19 protein-coding genes are annotated in these 18,217 nt (G+C 70.0%); 6 read left to right on the top strand and 13 right to left on the bottom strand.

The window, feature by feature from the left end; all coding sequences use genetic code 11:
- Positions 1-44 precede the first annotated feature (44 nt).
- Both ACLJPX_RS26950 and ACLJPX_RS26955 read right to left on the bottom strand, forming a co-directional pair.
- Positions 45-944 (bottom strand): S8 family peptidase, encoded by a 900-nt coding sequence (locus ACLJPX_RS26950; protein WP_410602802.1) that lies wholly within the window; start codon positions 942-944, stop codon positions 45-47.
- Between the two features lie 61 nt (positions 945-1,005).
- Positions 1,006-2,190: an erythromycin esterase family protein gene (locus ACLJPX_RS26955; RefSeq protein WP_410602804.1), complete on the bottom strand. Its 1,185-nt coding sequence runs from the start codon at positions 2,188-2,190 to the stop codon at positions 1,006-1,008.
- 31 nt (positions 2,191-2,221) lie between these two features.
- Here ACLJPX_RS26955 and ACLJPX_RS26960 point away from each other — a divergent pair, with 31 nt between their 5' ends.
- Positions 2,222-2,836, top strand: a complete 615-nt coding sequence (locus tag ACLJPX_RS26960; protein ID WP_410602806.1) for a TetR/AcrR family transcriptional regulator — start codon at positions 2,222-2,224, stop codon at positions 2,834-2,836.
- Positions 2,837-3,652: 816 nt separating this feature from the next.
- Positions 3,653-4,060: a hypothetical protein gene (locus ACLJPX_RS26965; protein ID WP_410602808.1), complete on the top strand. Its 408-nt coding sequence runs from the start codon at positions 3,653-3,655 to the stop codon at positions 4,058-4,060.
- Here the strand turns inward: ACLJPX_RS26965 and ACLJPX_RS26970 are convergent.
- The 5 genes from ACLJPX_RS26970 to ACLJPX_RS26990 all read right to left on the bottom strand — a co-directional run bounded on the left by ACLJPX_RS26970 (position 4,050) and on the right by ACLJPX_RS26990 (position 10,857).
- Positions 4,050-4,553 carry a GNAT family N-acetyltransferase gene (locus ACLJPX_RS26970; RefSeq protein WP_410602810.1) on the bottom strand — a complete coding sequence of 168 codons (504 nt, stop codon included), beginning with the start codon at positions 4,551-4,553 and terminating at the stop codon, positions 4,050-4,052. The genes ACLJPX_RS26965 and ACLJPX_RS26970 overlap by 11 nt on opposite strands.
- A gap of 2 nt (positions 4,554-4,555) precedes the next feature.
- Positions 4,556-6,640, bottom strand: a complete 2,085-nt coding sequence (locus ACLJPX_RS26975; RefSeq protein ID WP_410602812.1) for a caspase domain-containing protein — start codon at positions 6,638-6,640, stop codon at positions 4,556-4,558.
- Entirely contained in the window at positions 6,637-7,017 is a 381-nt protein-coding gene (locus tag ACLJPX_RS26980) for a hypothetical protein (RefSeq protein WP_410602814.1), read from the bottom strand. Before ACLJPX_RS26980 ends, ACLJPX_RS26975 begins: the two co-directional genes overlap by 4 nt.
- A 98-nt stretch (positions 7,018-7,115) precedes the next feature.
- The gene (recG, locus tag ACLJPX_RS26985; RefSeq protein ID WP_410602816.1) at positions 7,116-9,269 is read right to left on the bottom strand and encodes an ATP-dependent DNA helicase RecG; all 2,154 of its coding nucleotides are present in this window, start codon (positions 9,267-9,269) and stop codon (positions 7,116-7,118) included.
- Between the two features lie 4 nt (positions 9,270-9,273).
- Positions 9,274-10,857 carry a DAK2 domain-containing protein gene (locus ACLJPX_RS26990; protein ID WP_410602818.1) on the bottom strand — a complete coding sequence of 528 codons (1,584 nt, stop codon included), beginning with the start codon at positions 10,855-10,857 and terminating at the stop codon, positions 9,274-9,276.
- Between the two features lie 133 nt (positions 10,858-10,990).
- Here ACLJPX_RS26990 and rpmB point away from each other — a divergent pair, with 133 nt between their 5' ends.
- A complete protein-coding gene (rpmB, locus tag ACLJPX_RS26995; RefSeq protein WP_007031450.1) occupies positions 10,991-11,182 on the top strand; it encodes a 50S ribosomal protein L28 in 192 nt (63 codons plus the stop codon).
- A gap of 211 nt (positions 11,183-11,393) precedes the next feature.
- Here rpmB and ACLJPX_RS27000 read toward each other — a convergent pair whose 3' ends face one another.
- The 4 genes from ACLJPX_RS27000 to ACLJPX_RS27015 all read right to left on the bottom strand — a co-directional run bounded on the left by ACLJPX_RS27000 (position 11,394) and on the right by ACLJPX_RS27015 (position 14,165).
- Positions 11,394-12,071 carry a uracil-DNA glycosylase gene (locus tag ACLJPX_RS27000; RefSeq protein ID WP_101609826.1) on the bottom strand — a complete coding sequence of 226 codons (678 nt, stop codon included), beginning with the start codon at positions 12,069-12,071 and terminating at the stop codon, positions 11,394-11,396.
- A 74-nt stretch (positions 12,072-12,145) separates the two neighbouring features.
- The gene (locus tag ACLJPX_RS27005; protein WP_101609827.1) at positions 12,146-12,667 is read right to left on the bottom strand and encodes a gamma carbonic anhydrase family protein; all 522 of its coding nucleotides are present in this window, start codon (positions 12,665-12,667) and stop codon (positions 12,146-12,148) included.
- A gap of 8 nt (positions 12,668-12,675) precedes the next feature.
- On the bottom strand, positions 12,676-13,146 hold the full coding sequence (locus ACLJPX_RS27010; RefSeq protein ID WP_410602821.1) for a GNAT family N-acetyltransferase: 471 nt from the start codon (positions 13,144-13,146) through the stop codon (positions 12,676-12,678).
- A gap of 62 nt (positions 13,147-13,208) precedes the next feature.
- Positions 13,209-14,165: a thiamine-phosphate kinase gene (locus ACLJPX_RS27015; protein ID WP_410602823.1), complete on the bottom strand. Its 957-nt coding sequence runs from the start codon at positions 14,163-14,165 to the stop codon at positions 13,209-13,211.
- A gap of 133 nt (positions 14,166-14,298) precedes the next feature.
- Between ACLJPX_RS27015 and ACLJPX_RS27020 the strand changes: the two genes are divergently transcribed.
- Both ACLJPX_RS27020 and ACLJPX_RS27025 read left to right on the top strand, forming a co-directional pair.
- Positions 14,299-14,532 carry an Lrp/AsnC family transcriptional regulator gene (locus ACLJPX_RS27020; protein WP_101609830.1) on the top strand — a complete coding sequence of 78 codons (234 nt, stop codon included), beginning with the start codon at positions 14,299-14,301 and terminating at the stop codon, positions 14,530-14,532.
- A gap of 19 nt (positions 14,533-14,551) precedes the next feature.
- The gene (locus tag ACLJPX_RS27025) at positions 14,552-15,097 is read left to right on the top strand and encodes a DUF3515 domain-containing protein (RefSeq protein WP_410602825.1); all 546 of its coding nucleotides are present in this window, start codon (positions 14,552-14,554) and stop codon (positions 15,095-15,097) included.
- Here ACLJPX_RS27025 and ACLJPX_RS27030 read toward each other — a convergent pair whose 3' ends face one another.
- Positions 15,098-16,069, bottom strand: a complete 972-nt coding sequence (locus ACLJPX_RS27030; RefSeq protein ID WP_410602827.1) for a zinc-binding dehydrogenase — start codon at positions 16,067-16,069, stop codon at positions 15,098-15,100.
- 33 nt (positions 16,070-16,102) lie between these two features.
- Positions 16,103-17,461 (bottom strand): PLP-dependent aminotransferase family protein, encoded by a 1,359-nt coding sequence (locus ACLJPX_RS27035; RefSeq protein WP_410602829.1) that lies wholly within the window; start codon positions 17,459-17,461, stop codon positions 16,103-16,105.
- 90 nt (positions 17,462-17,551) lie between these two features.
- On the opposite strand from ACLJPX_RS27035, the gene ACLJPX_RS27040 reads away from it, so the two are divergent.
- Positions 17,552-18,205, top strand: a complete 654-nt coding sequence (locus ACLJPX_RS27040) for a pyridoxamine 5'-phosphate oxidase family protein (RefSeq protein ID WP_410602831.1) — start codon at positions 17,552-17,554, stop codon at positions 18,203-18,205.
- Positions 18,206-18,217: the final 12 nt, after the last annotated feature.

The raw sequence follows: 18,217 nt of genomic DNA on the forward strand, positions 1-18,217 counted from the left end.
TGTTCGGTCCCGGAGGGCGGGAGTTGTTGCCCAGGTGATGGACGTCATCCCCGCTTGAGTTGCGCGCCGGGACTCTGCAGCAACCGGTTCGCGGTGCCCGCGTGGACACCGGTCAGGACGTCCACCGAAGCGAGGTCCACGAGTGCCTTCGTGACGTCCGCCGCCGAGACCGCGGGGTGCAGTGCGCGGTACAGCGCGGCCACCCCGGTGACGTGGGCGGCGGCCGACGACGTCCCGCTGAGCACCCTGCCGCCGCTGCCCCCGGCGTTGGGTCCCGGCACGTCCACACCCGGCGCGAACAGGTCGACGACCTCGCCGTAGTTCGAGGTGGAACCGACCTGGTCGCTGGCGTCGGTGGAGCCGACGGTGAGCGCTTCGGTCACCCGGCCGGGTGAGAATTGGCCTGCGTCGGTGGCCTCGCCGCCCGCAGGGAGGGCGACCGGGACGACCGCCGCGAGCGCGCGGACGGCGGCGTCGAGCTGGTCGTTGGGCGTGCCGCCGATGCCGAGGACGGCGACGGCGGGCTGCTGTGCGTTCTGCGTCACCCAGTCGATACCCGCGATGATCTTGTCCGTCGCGCCGCCGCCCTGCGCGTCGATCACCCGGACCGGGACGATCTGCGCGGCCTTCGCGACGCCGAAGGTCCTCGACGCGGCGACCCCGGCCAGATAGGTGCCGTGGCCGTTGGTGTCGGAGGTGTCCGTGCCGCCGTTGAGGAAGTCCTTACCGGGCTTCACCCGGCCGCCGAAATCCGGATGGGCGGCGTCGACCCCGCTGTCGATCACGTAGACCGTGACGTCCTTGGCGTCGGTCTCGTAGTGATAGAGCTGGTCGAGGCCCGTTCGCTGGTCGATCCGGTCCAGCCCCCAGTTCGGCGGGTTCTGCTGGATTTCCGTCGCGGAGGCGGGCTGCGCCACGAGCACCACGAGGGCGAGTGCGGCCATGACCCTTACCAGTCGAATGATCATTCCTCGGGCCTACGCCTGCCACCCGCGGGTGGCAACCTCAACCTCCGGTCGTCACCCGATCGGTTGGGGCTGGTCGGAGGTGGCCGCTGACCGTCGATTCCGGGAAGCAGACCAGCGCGTCGAAGGCGCTGACGACGTCGACGGCGTTGAACAGGTGCGCGTGACGGATGCTCCGGGGTCCCTCGGTTCCGCGCCGGGCGCGGAGGTCCACCAGCCCGGGGCCTTCGGTTTCGACGCTGCCGTCGGCCGGGTCGGCCAGATCCTGTTCGTACACGCGGAAACCGAGCCGCGCGGCCGGATCGGGCTCGAGGCCGGTGGTCTTCCCCTTGACCGCGGTGAGGGCCAGCGCGAAGTAGTCGTCGCCGAACTCGGCCGCGAGATGGGTTCCGGCCGAGGGCGAGGTGAGTCCGGGGAACGGCGAGAACGGCACGCGCTGCAAGTGTCCGTTGTGGAGCATCACGACGATCTTCGTGTCGTCACCCTGGAGCCTCCGGATCAGGCGGACGGTCTCGGCCAGATACGCGTCCCGCGAACCGCTCTGCAGGGCGGGCGCGTCACCGGACATCATCGCGGCCACCTCGGCGAGGTAGGTGTCGACGCGCAGCGCGCCTTCGGCGTGATGTTCCGCGACGGCTTGCGCCCCGGTGTTCCCGTAAACCGGGCGCAACGAGGTGAGATGCGCTTTGAGCCTGGTGAGCGCCGCGGTGGCCTTGTCCCGCGTGGCGGCGTCGAGGGCGGCGTACTTGGCGGGCGATTCCGCGCTGCTGACCGACGCGTACCCCTTGGTCGCCTCGATCGCGGCGTCGACCAGGCTCACGGCTGGTTCGTCCACAGTGGACAGGTAGCCGCGGACCGCGTCGAGCGACGGTACGGGCGAGCCCGCGGAACTCGGCACGTCGAGGCCGAAGTAGCGAACGTCACCGCGCTCGCGGAGCCAGGTCAGCATTTCGTGCGCCTCGGGCGACTCGCCGAGCGAGAAGGTGAAGCCGTCGCGGCCGATGTCGGCGACGTCTCCGGGAGCACCTTTCAGCCAGTCGTCGACGAGCTTCCCCTCGGCGAAGCCGGACTCGAAACCGACCACGCGGAAGCCGTGGTGCTCGACGAGGTGCTGGAGCAAACGCTTGCGCAGGTCCCCGAACTCGTGGATGTGGTGGTTGTTCTCACCGATGGCGACAATCTTCGCGTCCCCGATGAGTTCGGCGATCTTCGCTGGGTCTGACATACTGGCCACACTAACGCAACAGGAGTAGCAGTTGGCAACCTCCGGTACCCAGCGGCCCGGCGGCCGGACCGAACGCACCCGCCTGGCCGTCCTGCACGCCACCCTCGACCTGCTGGCCGAACGCGGCTTCAGCGAACTGACCGTGGACGCGGTCGCCGAGCGATCCGGCGTGCACAAGACGACGGTGTACCGGCGGTGGACGTCAGCGGACGGCCTCGTCGCGGCCGCGCTGCAGATGGGCGCGGAGGACGACTGGAAGGCGCCCGACACCGGGTCCCTCGAGGACGATCTGCACGAAGTGGCGGCGGAGGTCGTGCGGTACTTCACCGAACCGGCGCTGAAGGAGTTGCCGACGGCGTCGGTACTGGCGGCCTTCCAGTCGCCGCAGGCCGCCGAGGCGCTGCACGACTTCTATCGGGACCGGCATGTCCGGATGGCGCCGATCGCGGAGCGGGCCGTCGCGCGGGGCGAGATTCCTCCCGGCACGGACGGCGACGAACTGGTGCGGGCGGTGTGCGGGCCGATGTTCTACCGGCTGTTCCTGTCCCGGGAAGGCGTCACGGTGGCGGACGCGCGAGTCACGGCGCGAGCGGTGGCCCTTGCCGCACGGGAAGGCGCCTTCGTCCCGAGCTCGCATGGGTCGTAAGAACTTTTGGCCACTCGCCCGCCCGGCAGCGGTGGTCGCCTGAAGTACGTGAAGGCCCCCTTCACTGCATCTAGCGCCAGGGTTCCGGCAAAGTCGGCTATCCGCTGGTCGCAGGGGGTGACGGAGTGGGCTCGTCAACCGTGACCAGACACGCTCCTCGAATGTCCACAGAGGACACTTCCGGCGCATCTTTGCCTGATTTGGGCGGCTTGCGAGGGGGTCGTGAGCGGTAAAGGTCGTTCTAACGCTTCTTATCACTCACGACCCCCCGCGCGAAACCGCGCAAAGCGCTCTAATCGGGCATCGGGACCCGTCCTGCAGCCCTTGCGGACAGTCGCACCCGGCCAGGCGACAACCAGCCCACTGGAAGCCTTCGAAACCTGACACGTGCGGATAGGCCGACTTTGCCGAGACCCGGGCGCCTAGCGCAATGAAGGGGGCCTTCACTCGCTCGCGAGCTTCGGATGTTGCGAACGTGGCTTTCACAACCTTCAGCGTTGCGAACGTGACTTTCGCAACGCCACTCCCCGTCAAGCCCCACCGAGCTGCGGTGGTCGGGAGGTGCGTTCGATCGCGGCTTCGGCCTGTGAGGCCACGCGGCCGTGTCGCGAAAGCCACTTTCAGGACATCAGACGTCGCGAAAGTGGCTTTCGCGACACCCGGGACGGCTGGCGTGGCCCTCACCACGACCAGACAGGGCGTCAAAGCTCGTGAGCGGCAAGGACGTTTGTCACGGCCTGCGGACACTTTTACCCTCAACCGCGGATGACTTCCGGGCCCACACTGGCGTCTTCGTGCCGAGAGAGGGAGCCCGTCATGATCGAAGAAGTCCGGAACCGGCCGCTGGAAATGCCGCGCCAGCTCAGGTTCGTCCGCGGCTTCCTCTGGTTGCAGGCGGTTCTCAACGTCCTCGTCAGCACGCTCTTGACCTTCCTGTCGATCAACGAGCTCGACCACGGCAACGAAGAAGCGGGACTCTTGCTGGCGCTGGCGATCCTCGGCTTCGTGGTCTCCGCCGTGCTGATCGCGTGCGCGGTGCGGATCTCCCACGGTTCGGCGTGGGTGCGGCCGACGGTCATGGGCGTGGAGGGGCTGTCCGTCGTGCTGGGCGCGATCAGCCTGTTCAGCGGCGGGGCGATCACCCAGCTGATCGGGATCGGCATCGCCATCGGTGTCATCGTCGTCCTCAACAAGCCCGAGGAACGCGCCTGGTTCACCCGCTGACGAGGTCGATCCGGTAGCGCACTTCGGAAAGCGGGACGTCCTCGCCGGGCATGGTGTCGGTTTTCGCCGCCCCGTCCGGCGTCCATCCCGCGGCCGAGTAGAAACGCCGGGCGCGCACATTCGTGTCGAGCACCCAGAGCGTCGCCTCACGGTGCCCGGAATCCCGCAACGCGGCGACGGCGGTGTCGAGCAGCAGCCGTCCCAGTCCGGTGCCCCAGCGTTCCGGTTCGAGGTAGATCGCGCGCAGTTGCCCGCGAATCCTGTCGACGGCGGTGAACCCGAGGAGCGAGCCGTCCTCGATCAGAACCAGGACGTCGCCCCGGTTGGCGGGATCGGCGAGGATCCGCTGCCATCGGGCGGCCCGGCCCTCGACCGAAAGATCGCGCAGGTAGAGCTCGGGCAACAGGCCCTGGTACGCCGACTGCCACGACCGGACGTTCACCTCGGCGATGGGCCAGGCGTCCTCGACGGTCGCGAGACGGATCGTGGCCATCCTCAGGCCTTTCCCTGCTTCCTGAAAGCGGCGAAACCGGTGACGGCGGCGAGCGCCAGCACCGCTCCCAGCGCGATCCCCCAGCCGGCACCGGTCACGCGCGAACTGCTCGGAAGCGCGTAGGACAGCACGCACACCATGACGGTGCCGCCTCCGGCCACGCCGCCGAGGAAGGCGATCCCGAACACGGCAGGCCGCAGAAGCGCGCCGAGCACCGTCGCGAGCAGGAGAACCACCGAGACCATGAGATAGATCGCACCCTCGTCCGCGCGACTCGACGAGTAGTCGATCAGCTCGCCCGCCTGGATCGCCAGGCCGGTCGTGGCGACGAGGGCGAGAACGACGGCCGCCACGGCGAACCGGTCACGGGGTTTGCCCAGCCCGAGCCGGAAACTCCGGTCACGCCGCACCGCCACCAAAGCGCAGACGGCCGCGATGAGCAGGCATCCGTCGGCGAGCACGTAGACAGCCGAGCCGAACGGGATCGTCATGAGCAATGCCAGCCCGCACAGCGATCCCGGACCGACCATCCGGCGCGTCTTCGAGGCGAACATCGCGGCCGCCCCACCGAGTGCGAGCGCGATGAGCGGGATCACCGTCCAGCCACCGTCCTCGAAGAAATCTTCCACGTTGCCGCTGAGCGCGAAAGCGATGACCACCAGGTAGATCGCGGCCGTGATCGCGAACCCGCCCGCCACGCGGGTGAACGGGTCGACCTTGGTCCGCGGAGCCGCGGGTTCGGCCTGCCGCACGGGTTCGGGCACCGGTGGGAGCACGAGAACCGGGACGGGTTCCGGCGGCGGACTCGGCTCGGGTTCCGGCTCGGGCACCGGAACCGGCTTCCGTTCCTCGACGAGCTGGCCCTCGACCCGCACCACCGCCTCACCGGTCGGCCCGGTCACCGTGATCCGCCCCTCGAACGCCCCGAGTTCCACCAGGTCCAGCGAAATCTCGGCCCCGTCGGCGACTTCCGTGACCCGCAGCCAGGAATGCGACGCCGCGAAACGGCAGGCCCGCGCGATCGGCGGCCCGTCCAGCCGGATCCGCGCGGTCGGCCGCGATCCCCGGACGACCTCGCCGAAACGCACCTCGCCGGGCTCGGCCCGCACCCGTCCTTCCCGTCGCGCCAGCTCGGCCGCCTCGGCGATGTGCTGGATGTCGTTCTGCGCCATCGTGGTGAGGACTTCGTGGGCCCCGATGGCGACGGGAAGGTTCTCACTCGTCAGGCGCCGCTGGAGTTCCGTGACCGCGCCGAGGCGGGTGAACATGTTCGGATCCTCGCTCGCCGCGCGCAGATCGGCCGGGACCGGCGACGGTTTGATCCGGCGGCGCCTGCTCCTGGCCAGGTACAGCTCGCCCTGCATCTCGATGTCGCGGCTGGGCGTCTGGTTCGGGTTCCGCTCGCGGACGCTGTCGAACAGATAGTCGTAAAGCTCGCTGAGCGCGATCCAGCCGTCCTCGTCGCGGTCCGCGTCCCCCGTCCGGAGACCGTCGACCAGAGCCGAGGTGAACACCGACGGCCGGGCGTGCTCGTCGGCGAGATGATCGCCCTCGAAGGCGTACTCGATGGAGTTCGACGCGGTGATCACCGCCCGCCCGCGGCCACCGAAACCACCGCCGGGGAACGCGTCGAGCACGTTGACCTCACCGGAGGAGCGCACCGCGACCCCCTGGCTGAAAGCGCCGCCATAGCAGCAATCCAGCAGCAGGACGATGCTCCGCGACCGGCTCATCCGCATGCAGCGCTGAACGAAATCGGCGGGGACCGCACTCGACGCCAGCCGTTCCGGCCGGGTGTTGCGGGCGGCGAAGAACAGCTCACCCGACTCGCTTTTCAAGCCATGGCAAGAGAAATGCACCAGCAGGACGTCGTCGGCCGCGCTGTCGGCGAACAGGTCCTCGACCCGGCTCGCGATCACGTGCGCGGTCTCGTCGCGGACCACCTGGACCTCGAACTCGCTGACGTTGCGGTCGGCCAGGACCTCGGCGAGCGCCTCGGCGTCCGCCGCCGGAGAACGCAGGGAGCTCAACCCGGGGTTGTCGTACTCCCCGTTGGCGATGATCAGGGCACGCCGCTCGCCGGTCATGGCGTCGAATGCCTGCTCACGAAAAGGTCGACGAGCTTGTCCTGATCGGTGAGGCTCGCTTCGGACAGCTCCAGCACGTCGCCGTCGATCTCCAGCCGCACCGTGCGCTTCACCCGCCCGCCGCGCGAAAGCCATTCCCGCACGGCCGCGACGACCGAGCGCAGGCCCTCGGCGGACTTCCCCAGGGTGACCAGCAGCCCGCCCGCCGTCGCGACATCGAATCCGCGGGAGCCGGGCGGAGCCGGACCGGCGGGCAACGCCTTGACGTCGGCGACCCCGCGATCGAGCAGTTCGCCCCGCAGGTACCCGGCAAGCCTTTCGACACGCTCCGCGTCGGCCCCGTCCTCACCGAGTTGGATCCGCACCGCTGACGTCATCCCCGGCCTCCCTCGCCCGCACAGGAAGAGGCTGTGCGGAACAAGAACACCCCGCCGCCCGTCCGGCGGCAAGGTCCGATCGGGCAGAGATGTTCACGTCAGCTTTTTTCCAGGTACTCCACACGATCTTCGTCGACGACGTCGGCGATCATGTGTGCCAGCCCCAGGTAATTCCCCAAAGCCGGGTCCTTTTCGACTATTTCCAACGCACGGGCGCGTGCCTCGGCGATGACTTCCTCGTCCTGCAGCAGCGACAGCAGTTTCAGGGTCGACTTCTTCCCCGACTGCGCGGCGCCGAGGATGTCGCCCTCGCGGCGCAGCTCCAAGTCCATTCTGGACAGTTCGAACCCGTCCGTCGTGGATTCGACGGCGGCGAGCCGCTCCCGGGTGGTCGTGCCGTCCAGGGTTTCGGTGACCAGCAGGCAGAGCCCCGGCACGCTGCCCCGGCCGACGCGGCCGCGCAGCTGGTGCAGCTGGCTGATGCCGAACCGGTCGGCGTCCATGATCACCATCGCCGTCGCGTTCGGCACGTTCACGCCGACCTCGATCACGGTGGTCGCGACGAGCACGTCCAGGTCGCCCTTGGCGAACGCCTGCATCACGGCGTCCTTGTCGTCGGCGGGCATCCTGCCGTGCAGGACGCCGATCTTCAACCCCTTCAAGGGACCTTCGGCCAGCTCGGGGGCCACTTCGAGGACCGCGAGCGCCGGCCGTTTGTCGCCCTTGTCCGACGCCGGTTCGTCGCCGATCCGCGGGCAGACGATGTAGGCCTGGTGCCCCTTGCCGCATTCCTCACGGACCCGCTGCCACGCCCTGTCCAGCCACGCGGGGCGCTCCGCGACCGGCACGACCGACGTCTTGATCGGCGACCGGCCCGCGGGCATGACCCGCAGCGCGGAAATCTCCAGATCGCCGTAGACGGTCATCGCGACCGTCCGCGGGATGGGCGTCGCCGTCATGACGAGCACGTGCGGGCTGGTCTCGTCGGCACCGCGGGAGCGCAGCGCGTCCCGCTGCTCCACCCCGAAGCGGTGCTGTTCGTCGACCACGGCCAGGCCGAGGTCCGCGAAGGACACCGTGTCCTGGATCAGCGCGTGCGTGCCGACGACGATCCCCGCCTCGCCGCTGACCGTCTCCAGCAGCGCCTTCTTGCGTTCCTTGGCGCCCATCGAACCGGTCAGCAGGGTCACCCGCGTCGCGTTCTCCGCGCCGCCGAGTTCGCCCGCCTGCCCGAGGTCGCCGAGCATCTCGCGCAGCGACCGGGCGTGCTGCGCGGCGAGGACCTCCGTCGGCGCGAGCATCGCCGCCTGCCGCCCGGAATCGACGACCTGCAGCATGGCGCGCAGCGCGACCACGGTCTTGCCGGAACCGACCTCGCCCTGCAGCAACCGGTTCATCGGATGCTCGGTGGACAGATCCCGGGAGATCTCCTCGCCGATCTCCTCCTGGCCCGACGTCAGCGCGAACGGGAGCCGTTTGTCGAAGGCGTCGAGGATGCCGCCGTCGGTGTGCGGACAGGCTTTCGCGGGCCGGGAGACCAGGGAATGCCGTCGCTGCGCGAAAATCAGCTGCACCGCCATGGCTTCGTCCCATTTGAGCCTGCGGCGCGCGGAGTTCAGCGCGTCCCAGCCCGACGGGCGGTGGATGCCGCGCAGCGCGCTTTCCAGGCTGGGCAGGCCGTACTGGGCGAGCAGTTCCAGCGGCATCGGGTCCTCGTCGACCTCCAGCACGTCCAGCACCTGGCGCACGCTCTTGGCGATCACCCAGGTCGGGATCCCCTGCGCCGCCGGGTACACCGGGATGATCTCGGCGAGGAAGTCGTCCATCGCCTCGGCCTGGCGTTCCGCGTCGAACAGTTCGTACTCGGGGTTCGCCAGCTGCAGGACGTCGCGGAAGGCGGTGACCTTGCCCGCGAAGAGCCCGTTCTTGCCGGGCACCAGGTCCTTTTCGCGCCAGGCCTGGTTGAAGAAGGTGCACTGCAGGCGGCGTTTGCCGTCGGTGATCACCATTTCGAGCAAGGTGCCGTTGCGTGCCTTCATCCGGCGTTTGTTGACCCGCTCGATCCGCGCCATCACGGTCGCGTGCTCACCGAGTTCGAGACCGGCGATGTCGGTGAGCTGGCCGCGTTCGGCGTAGCGGCGCGGATAATGACGCAGCAGGTCGCTGACCGTCTCGATCTTGAGGCCCTTGGCGAGTGCCTTCGCCGTCGCCGCGCCCACGACCAGCTTGAGGTCCGCGCGCAGGTTCGTCATCCGGTCACTCCACCCCCATCAGCAGCACGGCGTCGGTCTGGCCGCCGGCGTAACTCGTCAACTCGACCTCGGGATGCTCCAGGCGGAGCTGATCGGCCAGCTCGCCGGGCAACCGGACCGGGACGTCGACGCCGGTCAGCACGGTGACCAGCTCGCCGCCGAGGGCCAGCATCCGGTTCAGCACACCGACCGCCGCCGCGACCAGGCTCGTCTCCGAGGCGGGCGCGGGCTCGATCAGCACGACCTCGCCGTCGACGAGACCGACGACGTCACCGGCCTGCGCCCGGCCCACCCAGGTTAGCGACTCCTCCTGCGCGATCCGCAGCTCGCCACGCCTGGTGGCGGCGGCCGCTTCGGCCATCGCGACGACGTCGTCGTTGGTGCGGCGGTCCTTGTCGTGCACGGCCAGCGCGGCGAGCACCTGAACGGGTGACACGCACGGGATGACGACGACGTCGCGGTCCGCGGCCATCGCGTGCCCCGCCGCCGCGTCGGCCGCCGCGGTCAGCCCCTGACCGCCGGGGAGGACGGTGACGTGGTGCCCGGCGGCCTCGTTGATCAGGCCCAGCATCTCTTCGACCGTCGGCGCGACGCCCGGCGGCACGGACAGCACCGCGACCCCCTCGGCCCGCAGCAGTTCGGCCAGCGGCCCGCCGTGGACCACGGCGACCACCGAACGGTCGATACCGCCGCCGACCTCGACCGGCGTGGGCGTGATCAGCGGCTCGACCCGGACCTTGCGCGGGCGGCCCAGCTCGATCCCGGCCTCCAGCGCCGCGCCGATGTCCGCGCAGTGCACGTGGACGGCGAAACTTCCCGCGCCGTCGCCGGCCACGGTGACGCTGTCGCCCAGGCCGCTGAGGGTCTTGCGCAGCCCGGGGAGGCTTTTCTCGTCGACGCCGTCGAGGAGGTACATGACCTCCCAGGCCGTCGGCGGGTCGATCGTGTGATGGCGGTGCGCTTCGAGCGGATGTTCCGGCTCGGTGATGCCGCCGGAGATCACGCCGGCAAGGGCGTCGAGGACCGCGACCAGCCCGCGGGCGCCCGCGTCGACCACCCCGGCCACCGCCAGGACGGGCAGTTGTTTGGGGGTCTCTTCCAGGGCTTCGGCGGCGACGCTCGCCGCGGTGGCGGCCACCTCTTCGAGCGACCCGGTCGCGTCGCGGACGGTCGCGGCGACGGTGTGGAGGACGGTCAGGATGGTCCCGGCGACCGGGCGGCTCACCGCCCCCGTGGCGGCCCTGTCCGCGCACCCGAGCGCGTCCGCGAGCCCGGGTCCGTCGAGGTCCCTGGCCGCCGCCGACTCGGCGATCCCGCGCACGACCTGCGACATGATCACGCCGGAGTTGCCCTTGGCCGCCGCGACCGCGCCCTTGGCGAAGGCCGCCAGCGCCTCGGCGGTGGTCCCGGGCTCCGCCTCCGCCAGCGCGTCGCGGGCCGCGGTCATGGTGAACAGCAGGTTGGAGCCGGTGTCGGAGTCGGCGACCGGGTAGACGTTGATGCCGTCGATCGCCGGCCGCAGCACCGACAAACTGTGCACACAGGCCGCCGACCAAGCCGACACCGCCGCCACGTCCAGCACCCGCACGCCGTAACCTCCTAGCTGTTCCAGCGAGGGTATCGACCCGGTGCCGGAGGGCTCTGAGCCACTGGTTACTATGGTCGAGTTGCCCAGCATGCTGGGCGCATCATTCTTTGTCCCAGATCCAGAGGAGTTCGACGTGGCTGCCGTGTGCGACGTCTGTGGCAAGGGACCGGGCTTTGGCAAGTCGGTCTCGCACTCCCACCGGCGTACCAACCGCCGGTGGAACCCGAACATCCAGACCGTTCACGCCAAGATCGGTCTGTCCCAGCGCAAGCGCCTGAACGCCTGCACCTCGTGCATCAAGGCGGGCAAGGTCGTTCGCGGCTGAGCCGGATTTTTGGGGAATGGCGGGTGCTCTTCGGAGCACCCGCCATTTTTTATGCGCGTTCGAGCTGCCTCCGCAGTCCGTGAAGGCCTCCTTGCCTACTTTGAGGGTAGGCAAGGAGGCCTTCACGGACTTGAGCGTCACCTCAGGAGTCACACCGGCCACAGCGACGTGCGTCGCGGGGTCTTTCGCAACTAGAGGACCAATCGCGCGGTCAGGGGAGCTTCCAGTCCACGGGGCCGGCACCCTGGTCGGCGAGCAGCTGGTTCGCCCGGCTGAACGGACGCGAGCCGAAGAACCCGGCGTGCGCCGAAAGCGGGCTCGGGTGGGCCGACTCGATGCACGGCACCTTCCCCAGCATCGGCTTCAGGTTCCGCGCGTTGCGGCCCCACAGGATCGCCACCATCGGCTCGTCTCGTGCGGCGAGCGCCTTGATGGCCTGCTCGGTGACGTCTTCCCAGCCCTTGCCCTGATGCGAGTTGGACTTGCCGGGCTGCACCGTCAGCGCCCTGTTGAGCAGCAGGACACCCTGGTCGGCCCACGGGGTCAGATCGCCGTTCGACGGCAACGGGTGCCCGAGGTCCTCGCCGTACTCCTTGTAGATGTTGATCAGGCTCTTCGGGATCGGCCGGACGTCCGGCGCCACCGAGAAGCTCAGCCCGACGGCGTGCCCGGGCGTCGGGTACGGGTCCTGGCCGACGATCAGCACCCGGACGTCGTGGAACGGCTGCTGGAAGGCCCGCAGCACATGTTCCCCGGCCGGGAGATAGGTCCGGCCCGCGCCGATCTCCGCGCGGAGGAACTCCCCCATCGCGGCGACCTGCGGCGCCACCGGTTCGAGGGCTTGCGCCCAGCCTGCTTCGACGATGTCCTGCAGCGGTCGTGCGGTCACGGCGAGCGAGCTTACCCAGGCCGGTCGGCGCCCCTTTTTTCCGGTGCACTGAGACACCGGTCACCAGCGCCGTCCTAGCCCAGCCGCCGGAGTTCGACCCGGAACCGGGCCGCGCGCTCGACGTACCCGTCGACGACCCGTTTGATCAGGTCCGGCCCGAACGACGTGTTCGGCCGGGTCTTCGCCGGGACGCCGAGCGCGATGTGCCCACCGTCCACATGGGACCCGTAGGAGAGAACCGCGCCCGCGCCGACCATCCCGCCGTCCTCGACGACGGTTCCGTTCAGCACCACCGATCCCGACGCGATCAGGCAGCCCTCGCCGATCCGCGCGCCCTCGATGTGCACGGAATGCCCGACGGCGGAGGACTTCCCGATCACCGTCGGCTCCTCGCGGGTGCAGTGCAGGACGCAGCCGTCCTGGACGTTGGACCGCTCGCCGATCTCGATGTACCCGTGGTCGCCGCGCAGCACCGTCTGCGGCCACACCGACGCGAACGCCGCGATCCGGACGTCGCCGATCACCGTGGCGTCGGGATGGACGTAGGCGTCGGGGTGGATCGAGGGTTCGAGGTCGCCCAGTGCGTAGATCGGCATGCGTTCTCCTAGATCAGCGACTTGCCGAAGCAGACGCTTTCCGGTTCGTCCTTGTAGTACCCGAAACCCGGCATCTCCCGGTAACCCGCCGACAGGTACAGCGCGATGGCCTCCGGCTGTTTGTCGCCGGTTTCCAGCACCATGCGCTTCCGCCCGGCTTCGGCGGCCGTCCGTTCGAGGTCGGCGAGGATCGCCCGCGCGAGCCCGCGCCCGCGTGCCGAGGCCATCACGAACATGCGTTTGATCTCGGCGTCGCCGGGCAGCAGCGGATCGGGTCCGTCGTGCGCGCGCCAAGCGCCGCACGCGACCGGGGCGTCATCGAGGTACGCGGCCAGGAAGAGCCCTTTCGGTGCGGCGAACTGAGCGCCGTCCATCGGCGTCTCGTCTTCACTGCCGTACCGGGCGGCCAGTTCGAGCTGGGCTTCGGCCAGCAGCTTCACCGCGTCGGGGTGGTCGTAGGGCAGCACACGAAGGTCCATGAGCGCGAGATTAGCCATCGGCCGTCTCGCGGGGGAAGCAGGTAATCGGCCCAACCGGGACGCTAGCGCCAGTGCTCCCAGCCGCTCTTGTGCCCGTACTGCTTTCCGTCCACCGTCACCCCCGAATCCGGCATCGTCACGACGCCGATCTCGGTCCAGCCCTCCGGCAGGTCGGCGAACGCGGGGAAAGTGGCCGCGAACGCGTGGTCCTCGCCGCCGGTGAGCACCCACTTCAGCGGATCGGCGCCGAGGGCGGTGCCGACTTCGGTCAGCCTGCTCGACACGTCGAGATCCGCCGTCCGCACGTCGATCCCCACGCCGGAGGCGGTGGCGATGTGACCGAGGTCGGACAGCAGCCCGTCGGACACGTCGATCATCGACGTCGCGCCGCCGTCGGCCGCGCGGACGCCCGCTTCGTAGTCCGGTTCGGGGCAGCGCTGCGCGTTGACCACGCTGACCGGTGAGCGGAAGCCCCGTCCGAGCACGGCGAGCCCGGCGGCCGCCCAGCCGAGGCGTCCGCACACCGCGACGACGTCGCCGGGGCGGGCGCCGGACCGCGTCACCGGTTCCCGGCCACCGAGGTCGCCCAGCGCGGTGACACTGATCACGATCTGGCCCGCGCTCACCATGTCGCCGCCGACGATCCCCACTCCGGCGCGGTCGGCTTCGGCCCACATGCCCTTGGTGAGCTCGACGACGAGCGACGTCTCGGTGTCCGGCGGGCAGGCGAATCCCATGAGGACGGACGTCGGGCGGGCGCCCATGGCGGCGATGTCGGTGAGGTTCACCGCGACCGCCTTGCGCCCCACCTGTTCAGCGCTGGACCAGTCGAGGCGGAAGTGCACGCCCTGCACCAGAACGTCGGTGGAGACCACCGTCCGGCCGTCCGGGGTGGCCACGACGGCCGCGTCGTCCCCCGGTCCGAGCAGCGTCGACTTCGGCTGTTTCCGGCCGGACGTCACCGCCTCGATCAACCGGAATTCACCGGTACCGGCGACCGTGCCGTCATTCGGTGACACCCGTCACCTCCACTTTCCCTTGTCCGGACAAATGTCGATCACCGATAGTCGGAAGCCCTAGGTTTTTCCCGGGGCTGGCGATACGTTGCTACAACGTTCCTACCTTGAGCCGACTTTTACGAAGGGGCGCGCCGTGGTCCACGCATACATCCTCATCCAGACCGAGGTCGGCAAAGCCGCCGCGGTCGCCGCGGAGATCTCCACCATCTCCGGTGTCACCAGTTCGGAGGATGTCACCGGCCCTTACGACGTCATCGTGAAGGCCGCTGCCGAAACCGTCGACCAGCTCGGCCAGCTCGTGGTCGCCAAGGTGCAGAACGTGGAGGGCATCACCCGTACGCTGACCTGCCCGGTCGTGAATCTGTAAGAGGTGGTGTAGTTGTCCGGTGGCTGACACGGACACCGGCGCTCCCCCGAAACCACTGCTGATCGCGGCCGCCTGCCTGGCGGTCCTGCTCGTCGCGGGCGTGGCCGTCTTCGGGCTGACGCGCGGCGCGGATCCCGTCACGGATCAGGCCGAAGCCGGGCCGCTCCCGCTCGTCCCGATCCCGGCATTCCAGTCGGGTTCACCCGACTGTGCGAAGCTCGTCGGCGCGCTCCCGCACGAACTCACGTCGTCCGGGAACACGCTGGTCCGGCGGAAGCTGGCCGAGCCCGCCCCGGAGGCGGCGGTCGGCTGGGGCACCGGCGACCCGGTGGTCCTGCGGTGCGGACTCGGCAAGCCGCCGGAGCTCAACCGGACCTCGCAGCTGCGGACGATCAACAAGGTCCAGTGGCTGCAGGTCCAGGGCGAGGGCACGGCGACCTGGTTCGTGGTCGACCGTCCCGTCTACACGGCACTCACCGTGCCGGACACCGCGGGGACCGGGCCGCTCCAGACCATTTCGGACGTCATCGCCGCCAACCTCCCCGCGGTGCCGCTGCGATTCTGATCAGGGAACGACCAGCAGGGTCTTCCCGGTGTACCGCCGTCCTTCGATGTCGGAATGCGCGGCGGACGCCTCCGTCAGCGAGTACGTGCGGCCGATGACCGGCGTCAGGTTCCCGCCCGCGGCCAGCCGCAGCACCTCCCGCACCCGGCGCGGCGCGTCGGGCCAGAACCCGGCCAGCTGCGCCATGTCCACAATGGTCAGCCGGGCCCGGTCGGCGTCGCCGATCACGGTCTCCACGCCACTGGACATGCCGTAGCCGGAGAACCGGCCGCCGTTCCCGAGCAGGGCGAGCGATGCCGCGCCCAGTTCGCCGCCGACGCCGTCGAACACCACGTCGAGCCGCTTGCCGCCGGTGAGTTCGAGGACTTCACCGGTCCAGTCCGCCCCCGAGTAGTCGACTGGCTCGGCACCCAGTTTCCGGGCGATCGCCGCCTTTTCCCCGCCGCGGACCGCCGCGATGACCGTCGCCCCCGCCGCGCGGGCGAGCTGCACCAGCAGACTGCCGAGACCGCCGACGCCCGGTGCCACCAGGATCCGTTCCCCGGCCAGGACCGGAGTCTTCTCCAGCAGCGCCAGCGCGGTACTGCCGTCGTCGAGCAGGGCCAGCGCGTGCTGGGAGTCGAGGCCCTCCGGGATCGGGAAGGTGCTGTCCGGCAGTGCGATGACCTTGTCCGCGTATCCCCCGCCGTACCCGCCCTTCGCGCTGGAGATGACCGGCTTGCCCAGCCAGGTCTCGTCGACTCCGGCACCGACCGCCTCGACGGCGCCCGCCACCGCGCCACCCGGCACGTACGGCGGCTCGACCTCGAACACGTCGGGACCGTCACCCCGCCGGATGAGGGCGTCGAGCCAGCCGACTCCGGCCGCCGTCACCGCGATGCGGAGTTCACCCTCCGCGGGTTCGGGGGTGGGTAGTTGGATCGGCTCGAGAACTTCGGGACCACCGAATCGGGACACTCTGATCACCTGCATGACCGAAAGCTACGACCTCCAGCAAGGTGGAGGTCAACCGAAAACGGCGAGAAGTGGTTTGAGGGCGGATTGGAGCGCTTCCCGCGAACAGCCCGCGTACCCGATGAGGTTCCCGAACACCGTCGGCGTCCCCGCGAAGTGACGGGCCAGACCGTCGAGCCGGATCCCGGCGCGTTCCGCCGCCGCCATCCGCGCCGCTTCCTCGGCCGCCGATCCGCACGGGACGACCAGATGCGCCCCCGCGTCGTCGCCGAGCACCGGGATCCCCGCCGACGTCAGCGTCGCCGACACCAGGGACCGGCGCTCCGACAGTTCCCGCCGGAGCTTCCGCAGGTGCCGCCCCAGATCGCCGTGCCGCGCCAGTTCGGCGAGCACGCGTTGTCCCGCCGGCGACGGGCGCGTCCCGGTTCCCTCTCGGTACTCCAGCACCGCGGCCGCGACCTGGGTCGGCGCGACCATCCAGCCCGCGCCCAGCGCCGGGGTGAGGATCTTGCTCGTGGTCCCGAGATGCGCGACGACGTCCGGGGCGAGCGCGGCCAGCAGCGGCAGCGGCGCGACGTCGAACCGCAGCTCCCCGTCGTAGTCGTCCTCGATCACCAGCATGCCCTCGGCGCGGGCGAGTTCGACCAGGTCGACCCGGCGGGACGCGCTCATCCGGCTGCCGAGCGGGTACTGGTGCGCGGGCGAGCAGTACACCGCGCGCACGTCGGCCGGGACGGCGTCCGGGCGCAGGCCCTCCTCGTCGACCGGGACGGGCACGACCTCCAGACCCGCCCGCCGGAAAGCCTGCACCGCGCGCTGGTAGCCCGGTTCCTCGATCGCGACCCGGTCGCCGCGCGAGAGCACCGCGCCCGCGAGTTCGATCACCGCCGCCGTCGTCCCGCCGGTGGCCAGCACCGTTCCGGCGGCGAGGCCGCGGTGACGCAGCAGATGTTCGGACACCGCGTCCCGGTACGCGGGCAGCCCGGCCCTGTCCTCGCGATAGGTCGGCCGCGGGTCGGCGGCGGCCCGCCAGGCACGGCGCCAGGCGGCCTTCTCGATGCCGTCGGCCCACGGCACGCCTGGGGTGAGGTCGACCAGCGTGAGCGGTGCGGCGGCCACGCCCGGCGCGGGGCCTTTCGACGGCCTGTCCGCGGGTGGTGTCGTGGTGACGTAGGTGCCGGAGCCGTGGCGACCGGCGATCCAGCCCTCCGCGTGGAGCTGCTCGTACGCCGCCGACGTCACCGTGCGGCTGACGCCGAGCCGGTGCGCGAGCGCCCTGGTCGAGGGCAGCCTGTCTCCGCCGCGCAGATGCCCGTCGCCCGCGGCGGCGCGCAACGCGTCGGCCAGCTGGACCGCGAGCGGGACGAGCGAAGCGCGGTCGAGGCTGACCGGCAGGGCGGTGTCGGACATGCTGTACCCCGCGCTCTCCGGAAGTGGCCTTCTCAAGTATAGGGGAATTGGACATTATTACAGTCCACTCTCGTGGGTGAGACTACTCGCATGTCCACCCCGCTCTCTCCCACCGACCGGACCACACTCGGCCGCAAGAAGAACCGCGCGCTCACCGACCGCTCGGCGCTGTACGCGGTGCTCGACGAAGCCCTGATCTGCCATCTCGGCGTCGTGCGCGACGGCGCCCCGCTGGTCATCCCGACCGGCTACGGCCGCGACGGGAACACGCTCTACCTGCACGGATCCACCGGGGCGAAGAGTATGCGCGACTCCGACGGCGTCGAGGTCTGCGTCACGGTGACGCTGCTCGACGGCATCGTCTACGCGCGCTCGGTCAACAACCACTCGATGAACTACCGCAGCGCGGTGATCCTGGGCAAGGCGGCCGCGGTCACCGACGCCGAACGGAAGATGCACGGCCTCCGGGTGCTGACCGACCACCTCGCGCCCGGCTCGTGGGAGCACGCGCGGGACGTCAACGCGAAGGAGTTCGCGTCGGTTTCGGTGCTGGAGCTGGACCTCACCGAGGCTTCGGTGAAGATGCGCGGCGAAGGGCCCGACGACCCCGAGGACGAGGTCTCGGCCGATCTGTCGTGGGCGGGGGTGCTGCCGGTGCGGACCGTTTTCGGGGAACCGGAACCGTCGGTCGACCTGGTTTCGGAGTGGACGGTGCCGGACCACGTGAAGACTCGCGTCGGGTAGGGGGTAGCCGAC

This window comes from Amycolatopsis sp. lyj-90, from assembly GCF_046549035.1.
Taxonomy (GTDB): Bacteria; Actinomycetota; Actinomycetes; order Mycobacteriales; family Pseudonocardiaceae; genus Amycolatopsis.

Coding starts and splice junctions, on each gene's coding strand:
- ACLJPX_RS26950 (WP_410602802.1), bottom strand. CDS start 944: ATGGCCGCACTCGCCCTCGTGGTGCTCGTGGCGCAGCCCGCCTCCGCG.
- ACLJPX_RS26955 (WP_410602804.1), bottom strand. CDS start 2,190: ATGTCAGACCCAGCGAAGATCGCCGAACTCATCGGGGACGCGAAGATT.
- ACLJPX_RS26965 (WP_410602808.1), top strand. CDS start 3,653: ATGATCGAAGAAGTCCGGAACCGGCCGCTGGAAATGCCGCGCCAGCTC.
- ACLJPX_RS26970 (WP_410602810.1), bottom strand. CDS start 4,553: ATGGCCACGATCCGTCTCGCGACCGTCGAGGACGCCTGGCCCATCGCC.
- ACLJPX_RS26975 (WP_410602812.1), bottom strand. CDS start 6,640: ATGACCGGCGAGCGGCGTGCCCTGATCATCGCCAACGGGGAGTACGAC.
- ACLJPX_RS26980 (WP_410602814.1), bottom strand. CDS start 7,017: ATGACGTCAGCGGTGCGGATCCAACTCGGTGAGGACGGGGCCGACGCG.
- recG (WP_410602816.1), bottom strand. CDS start 9,269: ATGACGAACCTGCGCGCGGACCTCAAGCTGGTCGTGGGCGCGGCGACG.
- ACLJPX_RS27005 (WP_101609827.1), bottom strand. CDS start 12,667: ATGCCGATCTACGCACTGGGCGACCTCGAACCCTCGATCCACCCCGAC.
- ACLJPX_RS27010 (WP_410602821.1), bottom strand. CDS start 13,146: ATGGACCTTCGTGTGCTGCCCTACGACCACCCCGACGCGGTGAAGCTG.
- ACLJPX_RS27030 (WP_410602827.1), bottom strand. CDS start 16,069: ATGCAGGTGATCAGAGTGTCCCGATTCGGTGGTCCCGAAGTTCTCGAG.
- ACLJPX_RS27035 (WP_410602829.1), bottom strand. CDS start 17,461: ATGTCCGACACCGCCCTGCCGGTCAGCCTCGACCGCGCTTCGCTCGTC.
- ACLJPX_RS27040 (WP_410602831.1), top strand. CDS start 17,552: ATGTCCACCCCGCTCTCTCCCACCGACCGGACCACACTCGGCCGCAAG.